This is a genomic window from Thalassovita sp. (assembly GCF_034670005.1).
Taxonomy (GTDB): domain Bacteria; phylum Pseudomonadota; class Alphaproteobacteria; order Rhodobacterales; family Rhodobacteraceae; genus Thalassobius.
Map to the genome: position 1 here is coordinate 306,796 of NZ_JAXMOH010000002.1, position 22,205 is coordinate 329,000.

A 22,205-nucleotide genomic window follows, 5' to 3' on the forward strand; every position below is an offset into this window, starting at 1 on the left:
GTTGTTGTGCGGCGTATCATTTCAGAGCCTCCAGCTTGGAAGGATCGAACCCCGGCCCGGGCAGCAATTCGACCCCGGCCTTGCTCATCCGCACCTCGACGCCCGCGTCCAGCAGAGCCGCTTTCATCCGATCCACCTCGGAAAAATCCTTGCTCTGCATCGCAGCCGCACGGATGGTGACCAGCTTCTCGGCCAACTCACTCAGATCAGCGTTGGGCTCCGCCGCCCAATCGCCCAGATCGTCACGCAACAGCCCAAGCAAATGCGCCGACGCCTTCAGCCCCGCCGCATCGCCCGCACTCGCTAACTTGTGCAACTCGGCGATTGCGCCAGCAGTGTTCAGATCGTCGGCCAGTGCCGCAATGACCGCCTCGTTCACCGTCCCTTGCTCCACACCCTCCACAAGCTTGTACCATTTACGCAGAGTCACCTCAGCCTCCGCCGCCTTCTTCGCAGTCCAGTCCATCGGCTTGCGGTAATGGGTCGACAGGAACACAAACCGGATCACCTCGCCCGGCACCGGGGGCATTCCGTCATGACCGTCGAGCAAATCACGCACGGTGAAGAAATTGCCCAGCGACTTGGACATCTTCTTGCCCTCGACCTGCAGCATTTCGTTATGCAGCCAGTAATTTGCAAAATGACCCTCGGGATGGGCGCAGCAGCTTTGCGCGATTTCATTCTCGTGATGCGGGAACATCAGGTCGTTACCGCCGCCGTGAATGTCGAAGGTGGCGCCCAGCAGTTCGTAGGACATGGCCGAGCATTCGATATGCCAACCCGGCCGGCCACGCCCCCACGGGCTGTCCCAGCCCGGCAGGTCGTCGGAGGACGGTTTCCACAAAACGAAATCCATCGGGTTGCGTTTGTAGGGGGCGACCTCGACCCTTGCACCGGCGATCATGTCATCGACCGTGCGGCCCGACAGCGCGCCATAATCCTTGTAGCTTTCCACCGAAAACAACACATGGCCCTCGGCCGCATAGGCGTGGCCCTTGGCAATCAGGTCCTCGATCATCGCAATCATCGCACCGATATAGGCGGTGGCACGCGGCATTTGTGTAGGTTCCAACGCCCCGAGCGCCGCCATGTCATCAAGATACCACCCGGTGGTTTCTGCGGTGATCTCTGCAATCGACCTGCCGCTTTCGGCGGCGCGGGCGTTGATCTTGTCGTCCACGTCGGTGAAGTTGCGCACGTAAGTCACGTGGTCGGGCCCATAAACATGGCGCAGGAGCCGGAACAAGGTATCGAACACCACCACCGGGCGCGCATTGCCGATATGGGCGCGATCATAAACCGTTGGCCCACAGACATACATCCGTACATTGTCGGAATCGATCGGGGTAAAGACCTCTTTTTGTCGGGTCCTGGTATTGTGCAGCTTGATCGTCGTCATAGGTCCTCACACGCGCAGCCGGGCTCGCGGCGGGCTTATCAACTTCGTCATGTCATTGGAAGATCAGAACGGCCCGCGCGAATTTCTCAGCGGGTAATAATGCAGCAGATAATGCAGGTCATTGCGTTCATACCAAAATGATAATCGCTGATCGGACCGGTCACAATCGCTGAATTGACAAATCAGGCAATCGCGGGCCTGCTGCGCCGCGAAAAGGCATCCGGCGGATCGCCACCGGACAACATTTCCAAGATGAGGTCAAACATGCGTCTGTCTTCCCGGGTGCTGAATATCAACGGTGGCGGATCGGATGGCTGGGACGTGTTCTATCGCGCCCGGGCGCTGAAGGCGGCGGGCGAACCCGTGGTGGAACTGACCATCGGCGAGCACGATATCGGCACCGCCGACGACATCCTCGACGCGATGCACCGTTCGGCCCGGGGCGGCCATACCGGCTATGCCGAGGTGCCCGGCATCAAGGGCTTGCGCGACAAGGTCGCTGAACGGACACAGACCCGCACCGGTGTACAAACCACGCGCGACAACGTGTTGATCACCGCCGGAGGACAAGCGGCGCTGTTCGCGGCGCATCTGGCCAGTTGCGATCCCGGCGACAGGGCGCTGTTCATTGATCCCTATTACGTCACCTATCCCGGCACCATCCGATCGGGCGGCGCGGTGCCGGTGCCAGTACGAGCACTACCGGAAAACGGATTTCAGCCGCTTGCAGGTGATATCGACGCAGTGGCCGAGGGCGCGCGGTCGCTTTTGATCAACACGCCGAACAATCCCGCTGGCGTGGTCTATTCACGCGATACGCTGAACGGTATCGCGAATGTGGTGAAGGCCCGTAACCTGTGGCTGATCTCAGACGAGGTGTATGACAGCCAAATCTGGCAGGGTGAACATCTCAGCCCGCGCGCCCTGCCCGGCATGGCGGATCGCACGCTGGTGGTCGGATCGATGTCGAAATCGCACGCCATGACCGGCAGCCGGCTGGGATGGATCATCGGACCGGCAGAGGCAATCGCGCATTTCGAATCTTTGTCGACCAACACCAATTACGGCGTGGCCGGTTTCATCCAGGATGCGGCGCTCTACGCCTTGAATCAGGGGGACGAGATGGAACAATCCGTTGCCGCCCCGTTCCGCCGCCGCCGCGACAAGGCGCTGAAAATCCTCGCCGGTCAAAACACGGTCAGGCCGGTGCCCCCCGACGGGGCGATGTATCTGCTGCTGGATATCCGCGCGACCGGATTGAATGGTGACGGGTTTGCCAACCGCCTGCTAGACGCCCATCGCATCGCGGTAATGCCGGGCGAAAGCTTCGGCCAGGCCGCTACGGGGCATATCCGCGTCGCGATGACCGTGGCCGATGACGTATTCTGCGACGCATTGGAAACGCTGGTCAGCTTTGCCGGGAATTTGGCGGGTGAGAAACCGGGATGAGGACACCGGGCGGCACGGCTGACACGTGCAGCGCCTACTGTGCCAGCATCCATTCCCCATCCGGCCAGAACGCGTGGAAGGCAAAAGCAAACATCACGTCATGCGCCAGATCGCGCCCCTGCCCGTCCTGCACCCGGATCGCACCCACCGACCTGCCCTTCGCAATCGCCGCCGTATCCAGCGCCGAGGCCTGTTCATCCTGCCAGCGCAGTACGATACCTGCCTCCGTGATCACCTTTTCCCGGCCCAGCCGTTCCATCGTCCAGGCCCTGTTGCCGACCCGAATGACCCGCATCAACGGCGGCACGCCATGGGGCGGGTTTTCACCACTATACAGGAACGGCCGGTGCGCACTGTCATAGCTTTGATAAGGATTGGTTCCATAGGCCCGGGAAAATTCCGGCTGCATCATCACCAATCCGCCCGGATAGGCGGCGCGGAAACTGGCCCAGCTTTCCATCCAGACCGGCAGTTGCCGCAGCTTCACCCCGTTGAAATGCCCGACAATGCCCCGGCCAAGCGCCTGTTGCCACCAGCTTTCGGTTTGGCGGTCATACATCACCATATCGGAATTGCGCAGCTTGCCAGTGACGCCAAAACTCAGAATCTGATCGTCCACCCGCCTATCGAATACCAGCGCCGAATTGCACAAAGGACAAAACGTAACCGCCACCGGCAGATCACCAATCCGATCATTCACGATCTCGTGCCAGATCAGATAGCGCAGCGGATAGGCCCGCGCCGGCTGCCCGTCCAAGGCAACGGTAATCACCGGTTCGCGCGGATCGAGGCTGATTTCATCGGCCTGCGCCTTCATGGCCGGATCATCAAGTGCGGGAATGCCATCCTTGGGGGGGCCGCCGGACAGGATTTCGACCCAGTTTTCCACCTCGGTGCGGGAAAAATCGGTCTTGGGCCATTCGTGGCGCCAGAAATCAGGATTAGCGGCAGCGGGCACGACCTGGATCAGGATCAAACCGGCCACTAGGATCAACAGTCTCATCGCACGCCCTCCTGAAAACCGATCCCAGCATGACCGCAACCACGCGATCTGCACAGCCCGTTAACGCAGTTGTGAAGGCAATGATGACGCTTCCAGGCAAACCGAACCGGCGTCATGAAAAAGGCCCGGGCATCCGCCGGGCCTTTCCCTCGTCAGCATAATCGACCGATCACTCGGTGACAGTGACCTTTTTCATCACATCGGGCTGGCCCATCACTTCGCCATTGCGACCCTCGCCGCGCTTGATCTGATCCACAATATCCATGCCCGCCGTCACCTTGCCGACAACGGTGTAATCGCCGTTCAGGAAATACCCCGGCGCGAACATGATGAAGAACTGCGAATTAGCCGAATCCGGATCCTGTGACCGGGCCATGCCGACCACGCCGCGATCGAACGGAACATCGGAAAATTCGGCCTTGAGATCGGGGCGATCCGACCCGCCCCGGCCAGCCATCCGCATGTCACCGCCCAGCTTTCCAAATTGCACATCACCGGTCTGTGCCATGAAGCCGTCGATGACCCGGTGGAATGCCACGTTGTCATAAGCGCCTTCTTCGGCCAGGGCGGTGATCTGTGCGACATGTCCGGGGGCCACATCTTCGAACAAATCTACCGTGACAATGCCATTCGCGCCTTCGCCGGCGACTTCGATGCTGAGACCTGTCGCCGCAGCCGGACCGGCCAAAATGGCAAGCAAAGCGCCCGCAACCAGCAGGGATTTCTTATCCTTCAACATCGGCAGCCACCTTCATGCTGATCATCCGGTCGGGGTTCGCAGGCGGCTCGCCCTTGGTGATGTTGTCGACCAGATCCATCCCCGAAATCACCCGGCCATACACCGTGTATTGACCGTTGAGGAAATGGTTGTCCTTGAAGTTGATGAAGAACTGCGAATTGGCTGAATTCGGGTTCGCCGACCGCGCCGCACCCAAGGTGCCGCGATCATGCGGCAGTTTGGAAAATTCCGCTGGCAAATCAGGCAGATCGGACCCACCGGTGCCGGCCCGGCCCGGGTTGTAATCCTTTTCCATATTGGCATTCTGCACATCGCCTGTTTGCGCCATGAATCCGTCGATCACACGATGGAAAGCGACATTGTCATACTGACCCGCGCGCGCCAATTCCTTGATGCGGTCGCAATGCTTCGGAGCAACGTCCGGCAACAGTTCAATTGCGACAGTCCCGTCTTTCAGTTCGATCAGGATAGTGTTCTCCGGGTCTTTGATATCAGCCATGTCGGGCTCCTTCATTTTTGCGTTGCGAGTTACCTAAGCTGCATGACGCCCTTTGCCAAGCCGGAGCTTGACCCAAACCGCGCTTCGGGTCATGTGTGACGCAAAATTTTGAGGAGGTCGTGATATGGCTTGGAAAACTCTGGACGACATGGATCTGAACGGCAAATGCGTGATGGTGCGGGTCGACATCAACGTGCCGGTCAAGGATGGCCAGGTCACCGACGCCACCCGGATCGAACGGATCGTACCGACCATCAACGACATCCTGTCCAAAGGCGGCAAGCCGATTTTGGTGGCGCATTTCGGTCGCCCCAAAGGCAAGGTCGTGCTGGAAATGAGCCTGCGGGTCACGCTGAAAGCTTTGGAAAAAGCGCTGGGCCGGAAAGTCGCCTTCGTCGAAACGCTGGAAGCGATGGAAACCCGCACCGGGGAAATCAGATCCGCCGATGTGGTGCTGCTGGAAAACATCCGCTTTCACCCGGGCGAAGAAACGAATGATCCCGCATTCGCCAAACGGCTGGCCAAACTGGCCGATGTCTATTGCAATGACGCGTTTTCCGCCGCGCACCGTGCACATGCCTCGACCGAAGGTGTGGCGCATTACCTGCCCTCCTGCGCCGGGCGTCTGATGCAGGCCGAACTGGAAGCGCTGGAAAGCGCGCTTGGCCATCCGCAACGTCCCGTCGCAGCCGTGGTTGGCGGCGCCAAGGTGTCGACCAAGCTGGAACTGCTGGGCAATCTGGTGGCAAAGGTCGATTATCTGGTGATCGGCGGCGGCATGGCAAATACGTTTCTGGCCGCGCAAGGCATTGATGTGGGCAAATCGCTGTGCGAACACGACATGACCGACACCGCCTCCGAGATTTTTGACAAGGCCAAGACCGCTGGCTGTGAAATCGTCCTGCCGACCGACGTGGTGGTGGCAGCAGAATTCAAGGCCGGGGCCGAAAACACGGTCGTCGCCGCGGATGCCTGCCCCGCTGACAAAATGATCCTCGATGCCGGACCAAAGGCCGTCGCACGAATTGTCAGCATTCTGGAACAGGCCAAAACACTGATCTGGAACGGGCCGCTGGGTGCGTTCGAAATCGCCCCCTTCGATACCGGCACCAACGCGGCCGCGCAAAAAGCGGCTGAACTGAGCCGCGCCGGATCGTTGATTTCCGTCGCCGGTGGTGGCGATACCGTGGCCGCGCTCAATCAGGCGGGTGCCGCAGACAGTTTCACCTATATCTCCACTGCGGGTGGCGCATTCCTCGAATGGATGGAAGGCAAAACCCTGCCCGGCGTTGCCGCGCTCGAAGCTAGCGAAATGACGCTGGCCTGATCGCTGGCAACCGGACCAGCCCACCAGACACGCAAATGCGAAAAAAATTGATTTCGTTAGCGCCAACCGAATTGTATCCCTACGCCCGGTCGCCTATTGCCTAGGCCAGACCGGGCGCCGAGCGTCCAAAACGATTGCAGCAGGTGAATATTGATCATGACCGACCAGACCCAAACCGAACAAATCAGATCGGGCAAAGGCTTTATCGCGGCGCTTGACCAAAGTGGTGGCTCTACCCCGAAGGCACTGAAACTCTACGGAGTTGACGAAAGCGCCTACACTTCGGACGAAGAAATGTTCGGCCTTATTCATGACATGCGGGCGCGGATCATCAAGTCAGACGCCTTTGATGGCAACCGGATACTGGGCGCGATCTTGTTCGAACGTACCATGGACAGCGAAATCGACGGCAAGCCCACCGCCACGTATCTGTGGGAAAACTGCAAGGTGGTCCCGTTCCTCAAGATCGACAAGGGTCTCGCCGATGAAGAAGACGGCGTGCGCCTGCTCAAGCCGATGCCCGATCTGGACGCGCTGCTGAAAAAGGCCGTCTCCAAGGGCATTTTCGGCACCAAGATGCGCTCGGTCATCGACGCCGCCTCGGCTACGGGCATCGCCGCTGTGGTGGCCCAGCAATTCGAAGTTGGCAAACAGATCCTGTCATACGGCCTGATGCCGATCATCGAACCGGAAGTGACCATTTCCATTGCCGACAAGGCCGAAGCCGAACAGATTTTGCTGGCCGAGATCAAGAAACAGCTCGACGCGCTGCCCGAAGGCCAGCAAGTCATGCTGAAACTGACCCTGCCGGAAGTCGCAAACACATATAAACCTCTGGTCGATCATCCCAATGTGCTGCGGGTTGTGGCGCTGTCTGGCGGCTATAGCCGGGACGAAGCCAATGCGCGTCTGTCGCAAAACACCGGCATGATCGCCAGCTTCTCGCGCGCCCTGACCGAAGGCCTGTCGGCGCAGCAGAGCGACGCGGACTTCAACAAAACGCTCGACGCCAGTGTGCAAAGCATCTTTGACGCCTCCATCGCGGGCTAAACCATCGAGCCGATTGAGCGCAAAAATCGTTGGAACAGGGGCGGTACAAACCGCCCCTTTTTTATGTTCCAGCCCTTGCTTCGCCTTGCGGAATATTGCGGGTTGAATACCTTCGGTTCTGACATCGACCTTTCCACTGGGACGCATTGAATATGGAGCACCCGTGATGACGGCCCTGAGGATTTCAAACCGCGACGCCAGACATCTTTGGCTTGCAGCACATGGTCTGGCCGCCACGCCAACCGGGCAAGTCGACCCAATCTCACTGGTCCGAAACCTGGGGTTTGTTCAGCTTGATACCATACAGGTTGTGGCCCGCGCCCATCATCACATCTTGTGGAGCCGGAACCAGAATTACCGCGAACCAATGCTGGACACATTGTTGGCCAAGGATCGGTCGGTGTTCGAACATTTCACCCATGATGCCTCGGTCCTGCCGATGGAATTTCTGCCAATGTGGCAACGTCAGTTTCGACGGATGAAGGAAAAGACAGAACGTTCATCGTGGTATGGCGGCAAGCCAAGCGCCGACCTGCGAGACGCCATCAAACGCCGCATCGCCGACGAAGGCCCCCTGTCCACTCACGCCTTTGATACCAAAATTGAAGGCCCCAAGGAAATGTGGCGGCGGCCACCGCACAAACAGGCGCTTGATTACATGTGGTATTCCGGGGAACTTGCCACTTCGCATCGGGACGGCTTCACCAAATATTACGACCTTTCAGACCGGGTCTTTCCTGCTGAATTGCGCGATCAGAAAATGGCAGATCGTGATCAGATTGATTGGCTGTGCTGGGCTGCCCTTGATCGGATTGGTTCTGGCACGCTTGGAGAGGTGAGAAAATTCTGGGATGCCGTTGACGTGAAAGAAGTTTCTAAGTGGGCGGCCCGCGAAGCCAAGGCGCTGATATCCGTCGAAGTCCAGTCCGCCGACGGTCGTTGGACCAAGGCCATAGCCTGCCCCGACATCGAAACGCGATTGCAAAACTGCCCGGCCCCGACCTCCAGGCTGCGCATTCTCAACCCGTTCGACCCGGCAATCCGGGACCGGACCCGACTGAAACGCCTGTTCGGTTTTGACTACACGGTAGAAATGTTCGTCCCGGCACAAAAACGTCAATGGGGGTACTACGTGTTCCCGTTACTGGAAGGCAGCCGCTTCGTCGGAAGGATCGAAGCAAAGGCGGATCGGTCCAGCGGGACGCTGAATGTGCTCAATTATTGGCCCGAACCAAAGGTGGCTCACACGGCAAAACGCGCAGAAAAACTGGATGCGGAACTTTCGCGGTTTTCCCGGCTTGCGGGCTTGGACTCGGTGATCTGGCTCTGCGCGCGCTAGCAACCTTGCCCTGCTTGACGACGCGCCGATCCGAATGACCGGCGGCTTTGTTTTCCGCTCAATTGTTGGCAGGGTTCGTTTGTTGGTGTGTTGCGAACCTGAAACAGGCACTTTTTGTGTTCGACCGTCCAAACTCAACTGGCAAGCAATCGGCCGATGGCCGTATACTATGGGTGTCTCTTTTATCGAAATTTGGATGACCATGCAGATCAGAAATGCAGCAGCCGGGGACGCCGCTACCATCGCCACGATCTATAACGACGCGGTGCTTCATACGACGGCGATCTGGAATGACGTGACAGTCGACGCCGACAATCGTGCCGATTGGATCGCCCAGCGGCAGGCGCAGGGATTTCCGGTTTTGGTCGCCTGTGATGACACGCAGGTTCTGGGCTATGCCAGCTACGCCCCATTCCGCGCTTTTGACGGCTACCGGCTGACGGTGGAACATTCCGTTTATGTCGATGCCACCCGGCGCGGTGGCGGCACAGGGCGGAAATTGATGCAGGCTCTGATCGACCGGGCCCGGAGCGATGGCCTGCATGTGATGGTGGCCGCGATCGAGGCCGGCAATGCGGCGTCGATCCGGCTGCATGAAAGCCTCGGCTTCGGGCAGACCGCGCTGATGCCGCAGGTCGGGCAAAAATTTGGTCGCTGGCTGGATCTGGCAATGTTGCAGCTTCGTCTTGATGATCGTGCCGCGCCGTAATCCGTCTGGGCTTAAATCCGAGCGATGATCGCGGCCACATCCAGCCCCGATACCGCCCCCGCAGTCGCCCCGCGCAAATTTGCAATCCGGGCCGTCACGAACCCATCCGCCACCGCATGGGGTGCGGTTTCGATCAGTATGGCCGCCGCCAGCAACGTGGCCAGGCTTTCGGTGAACCATCGTGCCTCGGCCTCGGTCGGCAAAGCGGGCCAGCGCTCCAGATGGGTTTTCAAAGCGGCATCATAGCGTGCATCCGCCCCTGCAACCCGTTGTAACCGGTTCATCAACACCTCTCCTGCCAGAGGCGCCTTTGCCAATGTGCGCAGGATGTCCAGACAGATCACATTGCCCGACCCTTCCCAGATCGAATTCAACGGCGCTTCGCGGTACAGCATCGGCATCGGCGTTTCCTCAATATAGCCCATGCCGCCAAGCGCTTCCATTGCTTCGTAAATCACTCCCGGTGCGCGTTTGTTGGACAGGTATTTCGCCAGCGCCACCGCGATCCGGGCAAAAGCGCGATCTTCTGCCTGCTCGCTGTCAAAGGCCCGCGCACAGCTCATCGCCAACGCCAATGCCGCTTCCCAATCCAGCGCCAGATCAGCAATCACCGCCTGCATCAGCGGCTGGTCGATCAATCGGCGCTGGAAGGCACTGCGATGGCTGATCCACCATTTCGCTTCGGACAGCGCAGCGCGCATAAGACCCGCTGGCGCCATCGCGGTATCAAGCCGGGTGTGATGCACCATCTCGATGATGGTTTTCACCCCCTGCCCTTCGTCGCCCAAACGATACGCCATCGTATTGTGATACTCAATCTCCGACGACGCGTTGGCGCGATTGCCCAATTTGTCCTTCAGGCGCTGCAAATGCATCGTATTACGGTTGCCATCTTCCAGCCAGCGCGGCACCAGAAAACACGTCAAACCCTCAGGGGCCTGCGCCAAGGTCAGGAACCCGTCGCACATTGGCGCAGAACAGAACCATTTATGCCCGGTCAGCCGATAGCCATCGCCATCGCGCACCGCCGTTGTGGAATTGGCCCGCACATCCGATCCGCCCTGTTTTTCGGTCATCGCCATGCCCATAGTGACGCCCTGCTTGGCCGAAAGCGGCCTGACGGACGGGTCGTAATGCCGCGCGATCAACTTAGGTCCCCAGGCTTTGGCTAAATCAGCATCGTTCTGCAACGCCGGAACGGCGGCATAAGTCATCGTCAGCGGGCAGGAAATCCCCGGCTCCAGCTGCGCCATGAAATAGCACAGCGCGGCATGGGTGACATGACCGCCCGGCTTGCCTTCCCAGGCGGCTGCGGCATAGCCGTGGGTCACCCCCAGATCCATGACCTGATGATAACCGGGATGGAACTGCACTTCGTCCAACCGTCGCCCCGAACGGTCGAACAGTTTCAGCCGCGGCGCATCGCGGCGGGCGTCTTCGGCCGCTTGCAACATGTCTTCGGTTCCAAAGGCGCGACCGGCTTTGGCCAGGGCCCCGACATCGGCATGCAGCGTTCCCGCCAAATCCATCAGCGGACGGTCTTCGGCCCACAGGTCGCGCGCCCGGCGCGGCTCGGGCTGGTTGGTGACTTCATGGGTTGAAAATACGCTATGGCCTTGTGTCATCCCGGCTCCTCCTTCGGTAGACAGGCACAGCATGGTCCGATTTGACATTTCGATCCAGCATGACGCGACGGCGGATGAAGTTCCCGACAGTTCTGTCACGCTCCGTAAGACTGCAAGAAAGTGCGGCTACATCCTTTTTGAGGGATTCCCAAAGCGACGCGCTTGTGGCAGTATCGTCCTACCGCCCTGCAAGAGGCGGAAAACGAGGCAGAAAAATGCAACGCAGGAAACGACCCGCCCTTGGCGCTTGGGCCTATTTCGCAGTGGCCTTCATGCTTGGCTCCTATTTCACCTTTGCCGCCGTTCAGGGCGGCTACGGGTTGTTCCGCCGTGTCGAAATTCAGGCCGAGGCCGATACTCTTCACAAGGACCTCGCGCAACTCGACGCGCAGGTTGCGCGGATGGAAAACCTGACCCGGCGGTTGTCGGACGGGTATCTCGACCTTGATCTGCTGGACGAGCAGGCGCGCTCGGTTCTGGGCATGATCCGCAGCGACGAAATCGTCATTCGCTAACATCACCATATCTGAAGGAAGGCCGGGGAACCCTGTTCTATCCTTGCATCATGCCCCTTTGCTGACCGATACTTGGGTTTGGCGCTGCAGTTTCGCGCCCCGCGTCAATTTATTCTCGCCCTGTGCGGAAAAATCCTTTATAAGATAGTTTAACGCTAAACTATTATTGGAAACGGGAGGAGGACGCCCAATGGCAGCCAGAAAAACCCAAGCCAAAACAAATGTTTCCGCTGAAGAGCTGAAAACATATTACCGAGACATGTTGCTGATCCGCCGATTCGAAGAAAAGGCCGGTCAATTATATGGCATGGGCCTGATCGGTGGTTTCTGTCACCTCTATATCGGGCAGGAAGCGGTCGTGGTCGGGCTGGAAGCCGCGACCAAGGATGGCGACAAACGCATCACCTCTTACCGTGATCACGGTCATATGCTGGCCAGCGGCATGGACCCAAACGGCGTCATGGCAGAATTGACCGGACGTGAGGGCGGCTATTCCAAAGGCAAGGGCGGCTCGATGCACATGTTCTCGAAAGAGAAGCATTTTTACGGTGGTCACGGCATCGTGGGCGCGCAGGTGCCGCTGGGGGCCGGACTGGCCTTTGCCGACAAATACCTTGAGAACGACAACGTCACGTTCACCTATTTCGGGGATGGTGCCGCGAACCAGGGTCAGGTCTATGAGACCTTTAACATGGCCGCCCTGTGGAAACTGCCGGTGATCTTCGTGATCGAGAATAACCAATATGCGATGGGCACGGCGCAGGCACGATCAACGTCCACCGCCGATATCTATACCCGCGGCGAACCTTTTGGCATTCCCGGCGAAATTGTCGATGGCATGGACGTGCTGGCGGTCAAGGCAGCCAGCGAAAAGGCCACCAAACACTGCCGCGACGGTAAGGGGCCCTATATCCTCGAAGTCAAAACCTACCGGTATCGCGGCCATTCCATGTCGGACCCGGCCAAGTACCGGACCCGCGAGGAAGTGCAGAAGATGCGGGAAGAACGCGATCCGATCGAACATGTGCGCGAATTGCTGCTGACCGGCAAACACGCCACCGAAGATGACCTCAAGGCGATCGACAAGGACATCAAGAATATCGTGAACAAAGCCGCCGATTTCGCCAAGGAAAGCCCGGAACCCGGCATAGAAGAGCTGTGGACCGATATCTATGCCGAAGCGCAGGCATAAGGGGGAGATAAGAACCAATGGCAACCGAAATTCTCATGCCCGCGCTGTCGCCGACGATGGAAGAAGGCACGCTGGCCAAATGGCTGGTCAAAGAGGGCGACACCGTATCCTCGGGCGATATCCTCGCCGAGATTGAAACCGACAAGGCGACGATGGAATTCGAAGCCGTCGACGAAGGTATCGTCGGCAAGATCCTGATCAGCGAAGGCACCGAAGGCGTGAAAGTGAACACGCCCATCGCCGTGCTGATCGAAGAAGGCGAAAGCGCCGATGATGTGGCCGTTTCGGCCCCGGCAGCCGAAGCCCCTGCCCCGGCAGCCCCCGCCACCCCGGCGACGCCCGCTGCTGCGGCACCGGCTGCCAAAGCCGCCGATCTGTCCCCGGACTGGCCTGAAGGCACGGCAATGAAACAGCAAACCGTCCGCGAAGCGTTGCGCGACGCGATGGCCGAAGAAATGCGCCGCGACGACACCGTGTTTCTGATGGGTGAAGAAGTCGCCGAATATCAGGGCGCGTACAAGATCAGCCAGGGTCTGCTGGACGAATTCGGATCGAAGCGGGTGATCGACACCCCGATCACCGAACATGGCTTTGCCGGGATCGCCGTCGGCGCCGCCTTTGGCAGCCTGCGTCCGATCGTCGAATTCATGACCTTCAACTTCGCCATGCAGGCGATGGATCAGATCATCAACTCGGCCGCGAAAACGCTGTACATGTCGGGCGGTCAGATGGGCGCCCCGATGGTGTTCCGCGGTCCCAACGGCGCCGCCGCCCGCGTCGGTGCCCAGCACAGCCAGGATTACGCCGCTTGGTATGCGCAAATCCCCGGCCTGAAGGTCGTGATGCCCTATTCGGCCTCGGACTATAAGGGCCTGATGAAAACCGCGATCCGCGATCCCAACCCGGTGATCTTCCTGGAAAACGAAATCCTCTATGGCCGGTCCTTCGACGTGCCGGTGATGGATGATTTCACCGTGCCCTTTGGCAAGGCCCGTATCTGGCGCGAAGGGTCGGACGTGACCATCGTCAGCTTCGGCATCGGCATGCAATACGCGCTGGAAGCCGCCGACAAGCTGGCCGCTGACGGGATTTCCGCCGAAGTCATCGACCTGCGCACCCTGCGCCCGATCGATTACGACACGGTGATCAATTCGGTGATGAAAACCAACCGCTGCGTCACCGTGGAGGAAGGGTTCCCGGTCGCCTCAATCGGCAACCACCTGTCGGCGACAATCATGACCCGCGCCTTCGATTACCTCGACGCGCCGGTGATCAACTGCACCGGCAAGGACGTGCCAATGCCCTATGCCGCGAACCTGGAAAAGCTGGCGCTGGTCACCACCGACGAGGTGATCGCGGCGGTCAAACAAGTGACCTATCGCTGAGGAGACACGACAATGGCAACTGAAATCCTGATGCCCGCCCTGTCTCCGACGATGGAGGAAGGCACCCTGGCCAAATGGCTGGTCAAGGAAGGCGACACCGTCAGCTCGGGCGACCTGCTGGCGGAAATCGAAACCGACAAGGCGACGATGGAATTCGAAGCCGTCGATGAAGGCATCGTCGGCAAGATCCTGATCGCGGAAGGTAGTGAAGGGGTCAAGGTCAACACCCCGATCGCGGTGCTGATCGAAGAAGGCGAAAGCGCTGACGATATCGCCGCAGCGCCTGCCGCTGCCCCTGCGACCGAAGCAACTCCGGCAGAAGCGAGCCCCGCACCAGCCCCCGCCGCAGCGGCGGCCCCTGCCCCGGCAGCGCCTGCCGCCGCCGACGGATCGCGCATCTTCGCCTCACCGCTGGCGCGCCGCATCGCCGCCGACAAGGGGCTGGACCTGAGCCAGCTCAAAGGCTCCGGCCCGCGCGGACGGATCGTAAAGGCCGATGTCGAAACCGCTACCGCCAAACCTGCCGCCGCAGCCCCTGCGCCAGCTGCTGCACCCGCAGCCCCCGCTGCTGCGCCTGCCGGTCCCTCGGCCGATGCCGTGGCCCGGATGTACGAAAGCCGCGACTACACCGAAATCAAGCTCGACGGTATGCGCAAAACAATCGCCGCGCGGCTGACAGAGGCCAAACAGACCATCCCGCATTTCTATCTGCGCCGCGATATCAAGCTCGACGCGTTGTTGAAATTCCGTTCCCAACTGAACAAGCAGTTGGAAGCGCGTGGCGTGAAGCTGTCGGTCAACGATTTCATCATCAAGGCCGTCGCCAATGCGCTGCAAGCCGTACCCGAAGCCAACGCAGTCTGGGCTGGCGACAAGGTGCTGCAACTGAAACCTTCGGATGTCGCCGTCGCGGTCGCCATCGAAGGCGGTCTGTTCACGCCGGTGCTGCAGGATGCCGACATGAAATCGCTCTCGGCCCTGTCGACCGAAATGAAGGATCTGGCCAAACGCGCCCGCGACCGCAAATTGGCCCCGCATGAATACCAGGGCGGTTCCTTCGCCATTTCCAACCTCGGCATGTTCGGCATCGACAATTTCGACGCTATCGTGAACCCGCCCCATGCGGGCATCCTGGCAGTCGGCGCCGGGGTGAAGAAACCAGTGGTGGGCGACGACGGCGAACTGACCGTGGCGACCGTGATGTCGGTCACCATGTCGGTCGATCACCGGGTCATCGACGGCGCGCTTGGCGCCAACCTGTTACAGGCCATCGTCGACAACCTGGAAAACCCGATGGTCATGCTGGCGTGATGCCAAAAGCTTGATATCAAAAAGAAACGCCGGGGCATTCCCCGGCGTTTTTCGTTTTTGGACAAGACAGCCTGTTTGCCGTCACCCCATCTGATACCCCGGCGTCGATTTCATCAGCGCGATTTCGTCCGCGCTCATCTCGGCGTCGATCCCCTCGAACAGAGGCGTCGACAGATAGCGTTCACCGGTATCGGGCAGCATCGCCAGAATGACCGATCCCTTCGGCGCGGTTTCGGCCACTTTCAATGCGGTGGCAAAGGTCGCGCCGCCGGAAATGCCGGTGAAGATGCCTTCTTTCAAAGCCAGATCCCGCGACGCCGCGATGCTTTCCGGACCACCGACCAGAATCAGGTCGTCATAGCCGCCCTTGTCCAGCGCCTCCTGCAACACCAGCGGGATGAAATCCGGCGTCCAGCCCTGGATAGGATGCGGATTGAAGGCCGGATGGCTGGCGGCCGGTTCCCCGTCCCCGGTCCGGTCCTGCGCGACGCCGCTTTGCACCATGGCCGCGTTGTCGGGCTCCGACAGGATGATTTTCGTTTCGGGCCGTTCCCGCCGCAACACCCGCGATACCCCCGTCACCGTCCCGCCGGTTCCGAAGCCGCTGACGAAATAATCCAGCCGCTGACCGTCGAAATCGGCCATGATTTCGCGCCCCGTTGTATGTTCGTGGATATCGGCATTGGCCCGCGTTTCGAATTGCCGGGCAAAGAACCAGCCGTTCTTTTCGGCCAGTTCCTTGGCCTTTTGATACATGCCGGTGCCTTTTTGCTCTTTCGGGGTCAGCACCACCTTGGCACCAAGAAACCGCATCAGGCGACGCCGTTCCACCGAAAAGGTTTCGATCATGGTGATGACCAGAGGATATCCTTTGGCGGCACAAACCATGGCCAGCCCGATGCCGGTATTACCGCTGGTTGCCTCAACCACGGTCTGCCCGGGTTTCAAAGCGCCCGAAGCTTCCGCCGCCTCGATGATGTTCAGCGCCAGCCGGTCCTTGACCGATCCGCCGGGATTGAAGGCTTCGGCCTTCACATACATTGTCACGTGATCTGGCGCCAAACGGTTGATCCGGATCGCCGGCGTGTTGCCGACCGTTTCCAGAACCGAATCGTAAAGCCGTCCGCGCCCATCGGTTTGCCGTGTCATGATTTCCCCCCCAAAAAAAAGCCCGGTCAGGATAGGTCCAGCCGGGAATTTTTACAATGCTTATCAGTAGGATAACGTTCTATTTCGTCCCCAGAAGCTGGTCCATCGTTATCGACGGGGTGGAACAGCCTGCTTCTCCCACCACCTTGGCCGGCACGCCGGCGACGGTGGTTTTCGGCGGCACCTCGTGCAGCACCACCGATCCGGCGGCGATGCGCGAACAATGACCAACATGGATATTGCCCAGCACCTTGGCCCCAGCGCCGATCAGAACGCCGTCGCCGATCTTGGGATGGCGGTCTTCCTCTTCCTTGCCGGTGCCGCCCAGCGTCACCGAATGCAGCATCGACACATTGTCGCCAACCACGGCGGTTTCCCCGATCACAATGGAATGGGCGTGGTCGATCATGATGCCCTTGCCGATCCGTGCGGCGGGATGGATATCGACGCCGAACTGTTCCGAAACCCGCATCTGGAAAAAATATGCCATGTCGCGGCGTCCCTGCAGCCACAGCCAATGCGCCACGCGATACGATTGCAGCGCCTGAAATCCCTTGAAGAACATCAGCGGTTGCAGGAATCGGTGGCAGGCCGGGTCACGGTCATAGACCGCTGCGATATCGGCCCGCGCCGCCAAAGCCAGCGTTTCGTCATCGGTATAGGCCGCGTCGCAAATTTCGCGGATCAGCTGTTCCGACATCTCGCCCGAGGCCAGCTTCAACGACGTCCGATACGCCAGCGCGTTTTCGATCGTGTCATGGTGCAGGATGCTGGAATGAATCAGCCCGCCCAGAAGAGGTTCCTTCTTGACGGCGTCCTCAGCCTCGGTCCTGATCTGGTTCCAGACAGGATCAAGTTCGGCAAAATGTGTCTTCGTCTTGGCCATATTCGCGGTCCTCCGGTGGACTTGAGTATAGCAGATAAGCCGGATTGGCAAAACGCAAAGCTGTGAAGGCAAATATTACAGTTCTTAATACCCGGTCGCGGCACAGATCAGTCCCCTGTTGTCGCAGCAACGGCACGTTTTTTTTTATCCCATCATTTCCGGAACCGGCGCGGTGCGTCCCAATTTACATGAAATCAAAGTCCCTGGCGTGATAAATCCCAACCTCTATGCGGCAGCGCGAACGGGTTTGACAAATCCGGCTGGCGACCGCTAGCCATCCAGTGCCAGACTTGCCACCGCCCCTGCGCCATAGACCGCCGAAACCTGCGCAACATCAGCCACCAGCCCCGCCAAACCGCCATCTTCGGAAATCGCCGCTGCGGAATAGTGCCACTCAGGCAGGGTCACCGTTTCTTCCCGCACGATCTGAGTTCCGCGCCGAATTCGTACCAGGTACATCTCCCGTTCTTCGCCCAATGGAACTTCCAGCGCATCCCAGCTATCGCCATCCACCCGCGTTCGCCGGATCCAAGTGATTTTCCGATCACCCGACAGTGTAGAACCCACCCGTAAATGCACCGGTGCATACGGGCGCAATCCAATCCCGGTAAAGGCCTGCTGGTAATGCCGATAAGATGGATCGTTATAACCGCGCTTGGCCGATCCGATCCGATAATGGCGCACTTGGTTGCGGCTGCTCGACGCCAGTTCCAGCTGCACCGTCGCACTGTTCAACAACACGAAATAGGACCCGGCTGGCCAGGAATCTGGCATTGCCACTTCGGACCCCTGCTGCCCGCGCAGTAAATGGCTGAGATGATATGTATCTTCATCCACCAGCGCGGCATCGCGGAACTGAATCAATTCCCAGTTTTCCGCAGACCCATCGCCGATCGCCGCCAGATTGCCACCGGCAAACACCGATGCTTCGGACCGGCTTTCCAGACTGCCTTTCGCCAGCTTCACCTGCAATAGATTGCCGCGATCCCACAACCCCGGTTGCGCCCGTGGCAGGACCGTTTCGGTCACTCCGATAGTGGCTGGCGCGTTCAGCGTTGTCAGCAGATCGTAATCACTGTCACTGACCGAGCTGTAAATCGCGACGCTGCCCGGCCACGGGTTGGCATTGACCGCCAGATGCGGCGCATGGGGTATTTCGTCCCCGGTCAGCAGCGGCAAATCGAGAAACAGCGAAAACACCGGGGCCGGGGCAGCAAACGGCGTGACCGGACTGGTTTCATCGACGAATTCGGCCGGGCTGTAGCTGGCCTTGTCGATCCGCACCGCCTCAATGATCTGCGACGCACCATATTCGATCCGATCGACCCGATAGGTGCCGGTCATCCCCGGTTCGGACAGGTTGATTACATCGCCCACGCCCACCTGCAACGCCGATGGCGGCAGCGCCAGTTTTGCACTATCGCGCGACATCCGCGCTTCGCTCAGCCAGCGTTCGACAACCTGTCGCCCTTCGGCCCGGGTCATCGCCAGTGGCAGTCCGGCCGCCGTCACCGCATGGGTTCGTTCATCCGGCAAAACGCTTTCTTCCGATGCGGTTTCGAAATCTGCATCGGCTTCGACAAAGCGCAGCCGCACCCGGCCCGCCATTTCGCTTTCCGCTGCGCGCAGCGCCTCGGTCGAATACGGCAAATCGTCATTCACCGCCAAGCTTTCGCCCTGCAAATTCCAATCGCTCAGCCCGGTGCGGCTGCGAAACAACAGCACTCCGTCGCGTTCAATTGCGTCGAACCCGTAGCGCAGCATCAGTGGTTGCAACGCACTGCGCGCATCACGGGTTTCGGTCAGGGAATACCCGCGCACATGACCGTGCAGGGCACTGGTGTCGATATCGCGCACCCCGGCCCGATGGCAGATCTCGGTCACCACCGAGGCCAGAGACCGCGCCGCCCCACGCCCGCTGATCCAATGGCCCTTGGCATAGTTGTCGCCATCGCCCCACAATTCTGTATTGCGCGGGAAACTGGGATAGGGCCGCGCATCCCAGGCCCAGACAAATGCGCGCGACATGTCCAGCATCGGACCGTCATATTCCCCGGACAAAGGATTATGCGCCGCGTCGCCCCAATAGCCCAGCATCGCGCGCAGATATTGCATCTGAATCAATTCGTCGCGGCGACCGTCAGAATATTTCGGCAGTACAGATTCCGACGATTTCGGATCAAGGAATTTGTTCGGCTGATTGGTGCCCTTGTCGATGGCGCCGCAGCCCAGTTCGGTAAACCAGATCGGTTTCGACTGCGGTAGCCAATCGGTAGGCTGTTGCGCCCGAACGCCTGCGATGCGGTTAAAATGTTCGTGCGACCACCAGGCACGGATATCCTTGTAGCGGTAAATCCAGGGTTCGTCATAAGCCCCATCGGTGATCGCGGTTCTGATCTGTGCCGCTTCGGCTTCGTCGGAATGATAATACCAATCATAGCCTTCGCCGCCCTCGATATTCGAACGCAGGTAATCGAGGTTGTAAATCGCCCCCCATCCCGCATCGAGATGATCTTCCCCATCGCGCCAATCCGACAGTGGCATGTAATTGTCGATACCGATGAAATCGATCTCGTCATCCGTCCAAAGCGGATCGAGGTGGAAAAACACGTCGCCCGATCCGTCCTGGGGATGGTAGCCGAAATATTCCGACCAATCGGCGGCATAACCCAGCTTGACCTCTGGCCCCAGCAACATCCGCGCCTCTGCCGCCAGCAGCCGCATCTGCGCCACCGCCGGGAACGTGTTATCCAAGCCGCGCAGCTGGGTCAGCGCGCGCATTTCCGATCCGATGCAAAACGCCGCGACCCCACCCGCCGCAGCACAAAGCGCGGCATTATGCAAAATGAACCGGCGATAACTCCACTCCTGCGGGCCGCTATAGGCGACCGCCCCATCGGTTACAGTGAAATCCGCCGCCGTAGCGGTGCCGAAAAACGCCGCCACCTGCGCCGCTGCCGCAGCGCTTTGATCTGGCGATCCTTCCACCCCCGGTGCCAGCGATCCGGTGATCCGCCCCCGCCAAGGCAACACCGGCTGACCCACCTGCCCGGTCCAGGGATTGGGCAATGTGTTGCCCGCCATCTGTTCCATCAGGATAAACGGATAAAACATCACGGCCTTCCCGGCGTCTTGCAATTTTGCAATCGCCTGGATCACCGAAACGTCACAGGGCGTCCCGCCATATACCGGCCGCGTATCCTGCATTGGCACCAACTGCGCCCCGTCCCGGGTCAGCCCCGACACCGACCACGGTATGCCGTCGGCATCCTGATCGCCCTGTTCGACCTTGGGACGCAAGGTGCAGTCGCCGCACCGCAGATCATCGCCGAACCAGCTGACAATCAGCGACACCGCCCCGCAATTGGGCAATTCCTGCTCCAGCTGCCCGATCGAGGTTGCCAGATCGCTTTGCCCGGATGCGGAATTGATATTCGCGGTCCGGGTTTCGCCCAAACCATAGTCCAGCACAGCCGGATCGGTGGCCAACGCATATTCCCCAGTCCCCGGCATCAAGGCGACACCACGGATCGCATGGGCAGGTTCCCGATCCATCGTATCATCATATTCAAAATCCGGACGCAGCACCTCGAACGTGAACTGTGGCACCCGGTTGCCAAACTGCGCCAGACCCAGGTCTTCCATCACCACATAGGCCGTACCACGATAAGCCGGAACCAGCCCCGCGCCTTCTACCGCCTCCATCTTGGGATCGGGCAACTGATCGGCACCGCCGCGATAAATCCGCATGTTCAAATCGTCTGGCGCCACTTCATCGCCATCGGCCCAGACCCGGCAGACCCCCCCGATCTCGCCTTCACACAGCGCAATCGCCAGGCTGAGACTATAGCTGTAAGCGGTGCTCCGACGCGCCCCGCCACCCTTGCCGCCGCCGGATGTCTGGCTCTGCTCCTGAAAATGGGTGACCCAGATCACCTGCCCCCCGATCCGCATCCGGCCGTAAACCCGGCTCATCGGATCGCCTTCGCTGGCACCGGTCAGGCGGAACCGGTCGACATGGCCAGTTTCCACCGGGTCCGACCCCTGCCCCAGCAAACGCTGATCAATCGCCCGGCCCAATGTTGCCCCGACAAAGCGACCGGCCACCGCCGACGACAGGCCCAGAACCGTGCCACCGACAGACCCGCCAATCGCCGCACCGGCCGCAGATAATAGAATGGTCGCCATCAGAAATCCCCCTCGGGCAAAGCAAATCGTGCCACGATGCGCCTGCGCCATGGCAGGCTCAGCGGGCTTTCCACCACCGCATGGCCGCTATAGGCATGAATGAAACTGGCACCGCCCCCAATGTCCGCCGCCACTCCCAGATGTTTCGCAACACAGCCCGCGCACATGCGAAACAGCAGGATATCGCCCGGGGCTTCCACCTCCAGCGGTCGGTTCAGCAAATGCCGCCGCGCCGCACGCCACAACACTTCCTCGCCCTGCGGTTCGGACCAGTCGCGGCTATAGGCGGGCGGCAATTCGGGTTCCGTCCCGTTAAGATCGCGCCAGATTCCCCTGAGCAACCCCAGACAATCCGTTCCCGCCGCCCGGACCGACGCCTGATGCCGATAGGGTGTCCCGATCCAGGTTCTTGCTGTGGCAACGACCCTCGCGCCGTCCAT

Annotated in this window: 18 protein-coding genes; 9 read left to right on the forward strand and 9 right to left on the reverse strand. The window is 59.9% G+C overall.

Annotated features, from left to right (window positions below; translation table 11 throughout):
* Nucleotides 1–16: 16 nt before the first annotated feature.
* Nucleotides 17–1,399 carry a cysteine--tRNA ligase gene (cysS, locus tag VOI23_RS05365; RefSeq protein ID WP_323782645.1) on the reverse strand — a complete coding sequence of 461 codons (1,383 nt, stop codon included), beginning with the start codon at nt 1,397–1,399 and terminating at the stop codon, nt 17–19.
* 264 nt (nt 1,400–1,663) lie between these two features.
* On the opposite strand from cysS, the gene VOI23_RS05370 reads away from it, so the two are divergent.
* Complete coding sequence (locus tag VOI23_RS05370; RefSeq protein WP_323782648.1) at nt 1,664–2,848, forward strand: pyridoxal phosphate-dependent aminotransferase; 1,185 nt, start codon at nt 1,664–1,666, stop codon at nt 2,846–2,848.
* A gap of 34 nt (nt 2,849–2,882) precedes the next feature.
* Here the strand turns inward: VOI23_RS05370 and VOI23_RS05375 are convergent, their stop codons facing one another.
* The 3 genes from VOI23_RS05375 to VOI23_RS05385 all read right to left on the reverse strand — a co-directional run bounded on the left by VOI23_RS05375 (nt 2,883) and on the right by VOI23_RS05385 (nt 5,089).
* Complete coding sequence (locus VOI23_RS05375) at nt 2,883–3,851, reverse strand: DUF3179 domain-containing protein (RefSeq protein ID WP_323782651.1); 969 nt, start codon at nt 3,849–3,851, stop codon at nt 2,883–2,885.
* 169 nt (nt 3,852–4,020) lie between these two features.
* Nucleotides 4,021–4,590, reverse strand: a complete 570-nt coding sequence (locus VOI23_RS05380) for a peptidylprolyl isomerase (RefSeq protein ID WP_323782654.1) — start codon at nt 4,588–4,590, stop codon at nt 4,021–4,023.
* Nucleotides 4,577–5,089 carry a peptidylprolyl isomerase gene (locus VOI23_RS05385; RefSeq protein WP_323782657.1) on the reverse strand — a complete coding sequence of 171 codons (513 nt, stop codon included), beginning with the start codon at nt 5,087–5,089 and terminating at the stop codon, nt 4,577–4,579. Before VOI23_RS05385 ends, VOI23_RS05380 begins: the two co-directional genes overlap by 14 nt.
* A 124-nt stretch (nt 5,090–5,213) precedes the next feature.
* On the opposite strand from VOI23_RS05385, the gene VOI23_RS05390 reads away from it, so the two are divergent.
* From VOI23_RS05390 to VOI23_RS05405, 4 genes are all read left to right on the forward strand, one after another.
* Nucleotides 5,214–6,416 carry a phosphoglycerate kinase gene (locus VOI23_RS05390; RefSeq protein ID WP_323782659.1) on the forward strand — a complete coding sequence of 401 codons (1,203 nt, stop codon included), beginning with the start codon at nt 5,214–5,216 and terminating at the stop codon, nt 6,414–6,416.
* 156 nt (nt 6,417–6,572) lie between these two features.
* On the forward strand, nt 6,573–7,466 hold the full coding sequence (locus VOI23_RS05395; protein ID WP_323782663.1) for a fructose bisphosphate aldolase: 894 nt from the start codon (nt 6,573–6,575) through the stop codon (nt 7,464–7,466).
* Between the two features lie 166 nt (nt 7,467–7,632).
* Nucleotides 7,633–8,805 carry a winged helix-turn-helix domain-containing protein gene (locus tag VOI23_RS05400; protein WP_323782666.1) on the forward strand — a complete coding sequence of 391 codons (1,173 nt, stop codon included), beginning with the start codon at nt 7,633–7,635 and terminating at the stop codon, nt 8,803–8,805.
* A gap of 196 nt (nt 8,806–9,001) precedes the next feature.
* Nucleotides 9,002–9,514, forward strand: coding sequence for a GNAT family N-acetyltransferase (locus tag VOI23_RS05405; protein ID WP_416376507.1), 513 nt, complete (start codon nt 9,002–9,004; stop codon nt 9,512–9,514).
* Between the two features lie 11 nt (nt 9,515–9,525).
* On the opposite strand, the gene VOI23_RS05410 is transcribed toward VOI23_RS05405, so the two are convergent.
* A complete protein-coding gene (locus tag VOI23_RS05410) occupies nt 9,526–11,139 on the reverse strand; it encodes an acyl-CoA dehydrogenase family protein (protein WP_323782669.1) in 1,614 nt (537 codons plus the stop codon).
* 215 nt (nt 11,140–11,354) lie between these two features.
* On the opposite strand from VOI23_RS05410, the gene VOI23_RS05415 reads away from it, so the two are divergent.
* The 4 genes from VOI23_RS05415 to VOI23_RS05430 all read left to right on the forward strand — a co-directional run bounded on the left by VOI23_RS05415 (nt 11,355) and on the right by VOI23_RS05430 (nt 15,542).
* Nucleotides 11,355–11,654, forward strand: coding sequence for a septum formation initiator family protein (locus VOI23_RS05415; RefSeq protein ID WP_323782674.1), 300 nt, complete (start codon nt 11,355–11,357; stop codon nt 11,652–11,654).
* A 190-nt stretch (nt 11,655–11,844) separates the two neighbouring features.
* On the forward strand, nt 11,845–12,846 hold the full coding sequence (gene pdhA / locus VOI23_RS05420; RefSeq protein ID WP_323782676.1) for a pyruvate dehydrogenase (acetyl-transferring) E1 component subunit alpha: 1,002 nt from the start codon (nt 11,845–11,847) through the stop codon (nt 12,844–12,846).
* Nucleotides 12,847–12,863: 17 nt separating this feature from the next.
* Entirely contained in the window at nt 12,864–14,231 is a 1,368-nt protein-coding gene (locus VOI23_RS05425; RefSeq protein WP_323782679.1) for a pyruvate dehydrogenase complex E1 component subunit beta, read from the forward strand.
* A 12-nt stretch (nt 14,232–14,243) separates the two neighbouring features.
* Entirely contained in the window at nt 14,244–15,542 is a 1,299-nt protein-coding gene (locus tag VOI23_RS05430) for a pyruvate dehydrogenase complex dihydrolipoamide acetyltransferase (protein ID WP_323782681.1), read from the forward strand.
* 81 nt (nt 15,543–15,623) lie between these two features.
* On the opposite strand, the gene cysK is transcribed toward VOI23_RS05430, so the two are convergent.
* From cysK to VOI23_RS05450, 4 genes are all read right to left on the reverse strand, one after another.
* Nucleotides 15,624–16,691 carry a cysteine synthase A gene (gene cysK, locus VOI23_RS05435; RefSeq protein ID WP_323782683.1) on the reverse strand — a complete coding sequence of 356 codons (1,068 nt, stop codon included), beginning with the start codon at nt 16,689–16,691 and terminating at the stop codon, nt 15,624–15,626.
* Between the two features lie 79 nt (nt 16,692–16,770).
* On the reverse strand, nt 16,771–17,577 hold the full coding sequence (gene cysE / locus VOI23_RS05440) for a serine O-acetyltransferase (protein ID WP_323782686.1): 807 nt from the start codon (nt 17,575–17,577) through the stop codon (nt 16,771–16,773).
* 270 nt (nt 17,578–17,847) lie between these two features.
* Entirely contained in the window at nt 17,848–21,765 is a 3,918-nt protein-coding gene (locus VOI23_RS05445) for a baseplate multidomain protein megatron (protein WP_323782689.1), read from the reverse strand.
* A complete protein-coding gene (locus tag VOI23_RS05450) occupies nt 21,765–22,205 on the reverse strand; it encodes a peptidase (protein WP_416376514.1) in 441 nt (146 codons plus the stop codon). The genes VOI23_RS05445 and VOI23_RS05450 overlap by 1 nt, the downstream gene beginning before the upstream one ends.

What these genes read in the sequence shown, in the direction of transcription:
- VOI23_RS05425 (WP_323782679.1), top strand. Translation starts at nt 12,864, where the DNA reads ATGGCAACCGAAATTCTCATGCCCGCGCTGTCGCCGACGATGGAAGAA.
- VOI23_RS05385 (WP_323782657.1), bottom strand. Translation starts at nt 5,089, where the DNA reads ATGGCTGATATCAAAGACCCGGAGAACACTATCCTGATCGAACTGAAA.
- VOI23_RS05410 (WP_323782669.1), bottom strand. Translation starts at nt 11,139, where the DNA reads ATGACACAAGGCCATAGCGTATTTTCAACCCATGAAGTCACCAACCAG.
- VOI23_RS05395 (WP_323782663.1), top strand. Translation starts at nt 6,573, where the DNA reads ATGACCGACCAGACCCAAACCGAACAAATCAGATCGGGCAAAGGCTTT.
- VOI23_RS05415 (WP_323782674.1), top strand. Translation starts at nt 11,355, where the DNA reads ATGCAACGCAGGAAACGACCCGCCCTTGGCGCTTGGGCCTATTTCGCA.
- cysE (WP_323782686.1), bottom strand. Translation starts at nt 17,577, where the DNA reads ATGGCCAAGACGAAGACACATTTTGCCGAACTTGATCCTGTCTGGAAC.
- cysS (WP_323782645.1), bottom strand. Translation starts at nt 1,399, where the DNA reads ATGACGACGATCAAGCTGCACAATACCAGGACCCGACAAAAAGAGGTC.
- VOI23_RS05450 (WP_416376514.1), bottom strand. Translation starts at nt 22,205, where the DNA reads ATGGACGGCGCGAGGGTCGTTGCCACAGCAAGAACCTGGATCGGGACA.
- VOI23_RS05445 (WP_323782689.1), bottom strand. Translation starts at nt 21,765, where the DNA reads ATGGCGACCATTCTATTATCTGCGGCCGGTGCGGCGATTGGCGGGTCT.
- VOI23_RS05370 (WP_323782648.1), top strand. Translation starts at nt 1,664, where the DNA reads ATGCGTCTGTCTTCCCGGGTGCTGAATATCAACGGTGGCGGATCGGAT.
- cysK (WP_323782683.1), bottom strand. Translation starts at nt 16,691, where the DNA reads ATGACACGGCAAACCGATGGGCGCGGACGGCTTTACGATTCGGTTCTG.
- VOI23_RS05430 (WP_323782681.1), top strand. Translation starts at nt 14,244, where the DNA reads ATGGCAACTGAAATCCTGATGCCCGCCCTGTCTCCGACGATGGAGGAA.
- VOI23_RS05380 (WP_323782654.1), bottom strand. Translation starts at nt 4,590, where the DNA reads ATGTTGAAGGATAAGAAATCCCTGCTGGTTGCGGGCGCTTTGCTTGCC.
- VOI23_RS05375 (WP_323782651.1), bottom strand. Translation starts at nt 3,851, where the DNA reads ATGAGACTGTTGATCCTAGTGGCCGGTTTGATCCTGATCCAGGTCGTG.
- pdhA (WP_323782676.1), top strand. Translation starts at nt 11,845, where the DNA reads ATGGCAGCCAGAAAAACCCAAGCCAAAACAAATGTTTCCGCTGAAGAG.
- VOI23_RS05390 (WP_323782659.1), top strand. Translation starts at nt 5,214, where the DNA reads ATGGCTTGGAAAACTCTGGACGACATGGATCTGAACGGCAAATGCGTG.
- VOI23_RS05400 (WP_323782666.1), top strand. Translation starts at nt 7,633, where the DNA reads ATGACGGCCCTGAGGATTTCAAACCGCGACGCCAGACATCTTTGGCTT.
- VOI23_RS05405 (WP_416376507.1), top strand. Translation starts at nt 9,002, where the DNA reads ATGACCATGCAGATCAGAAATGCAGCAGCCGGGGACGCCGCTACCATC.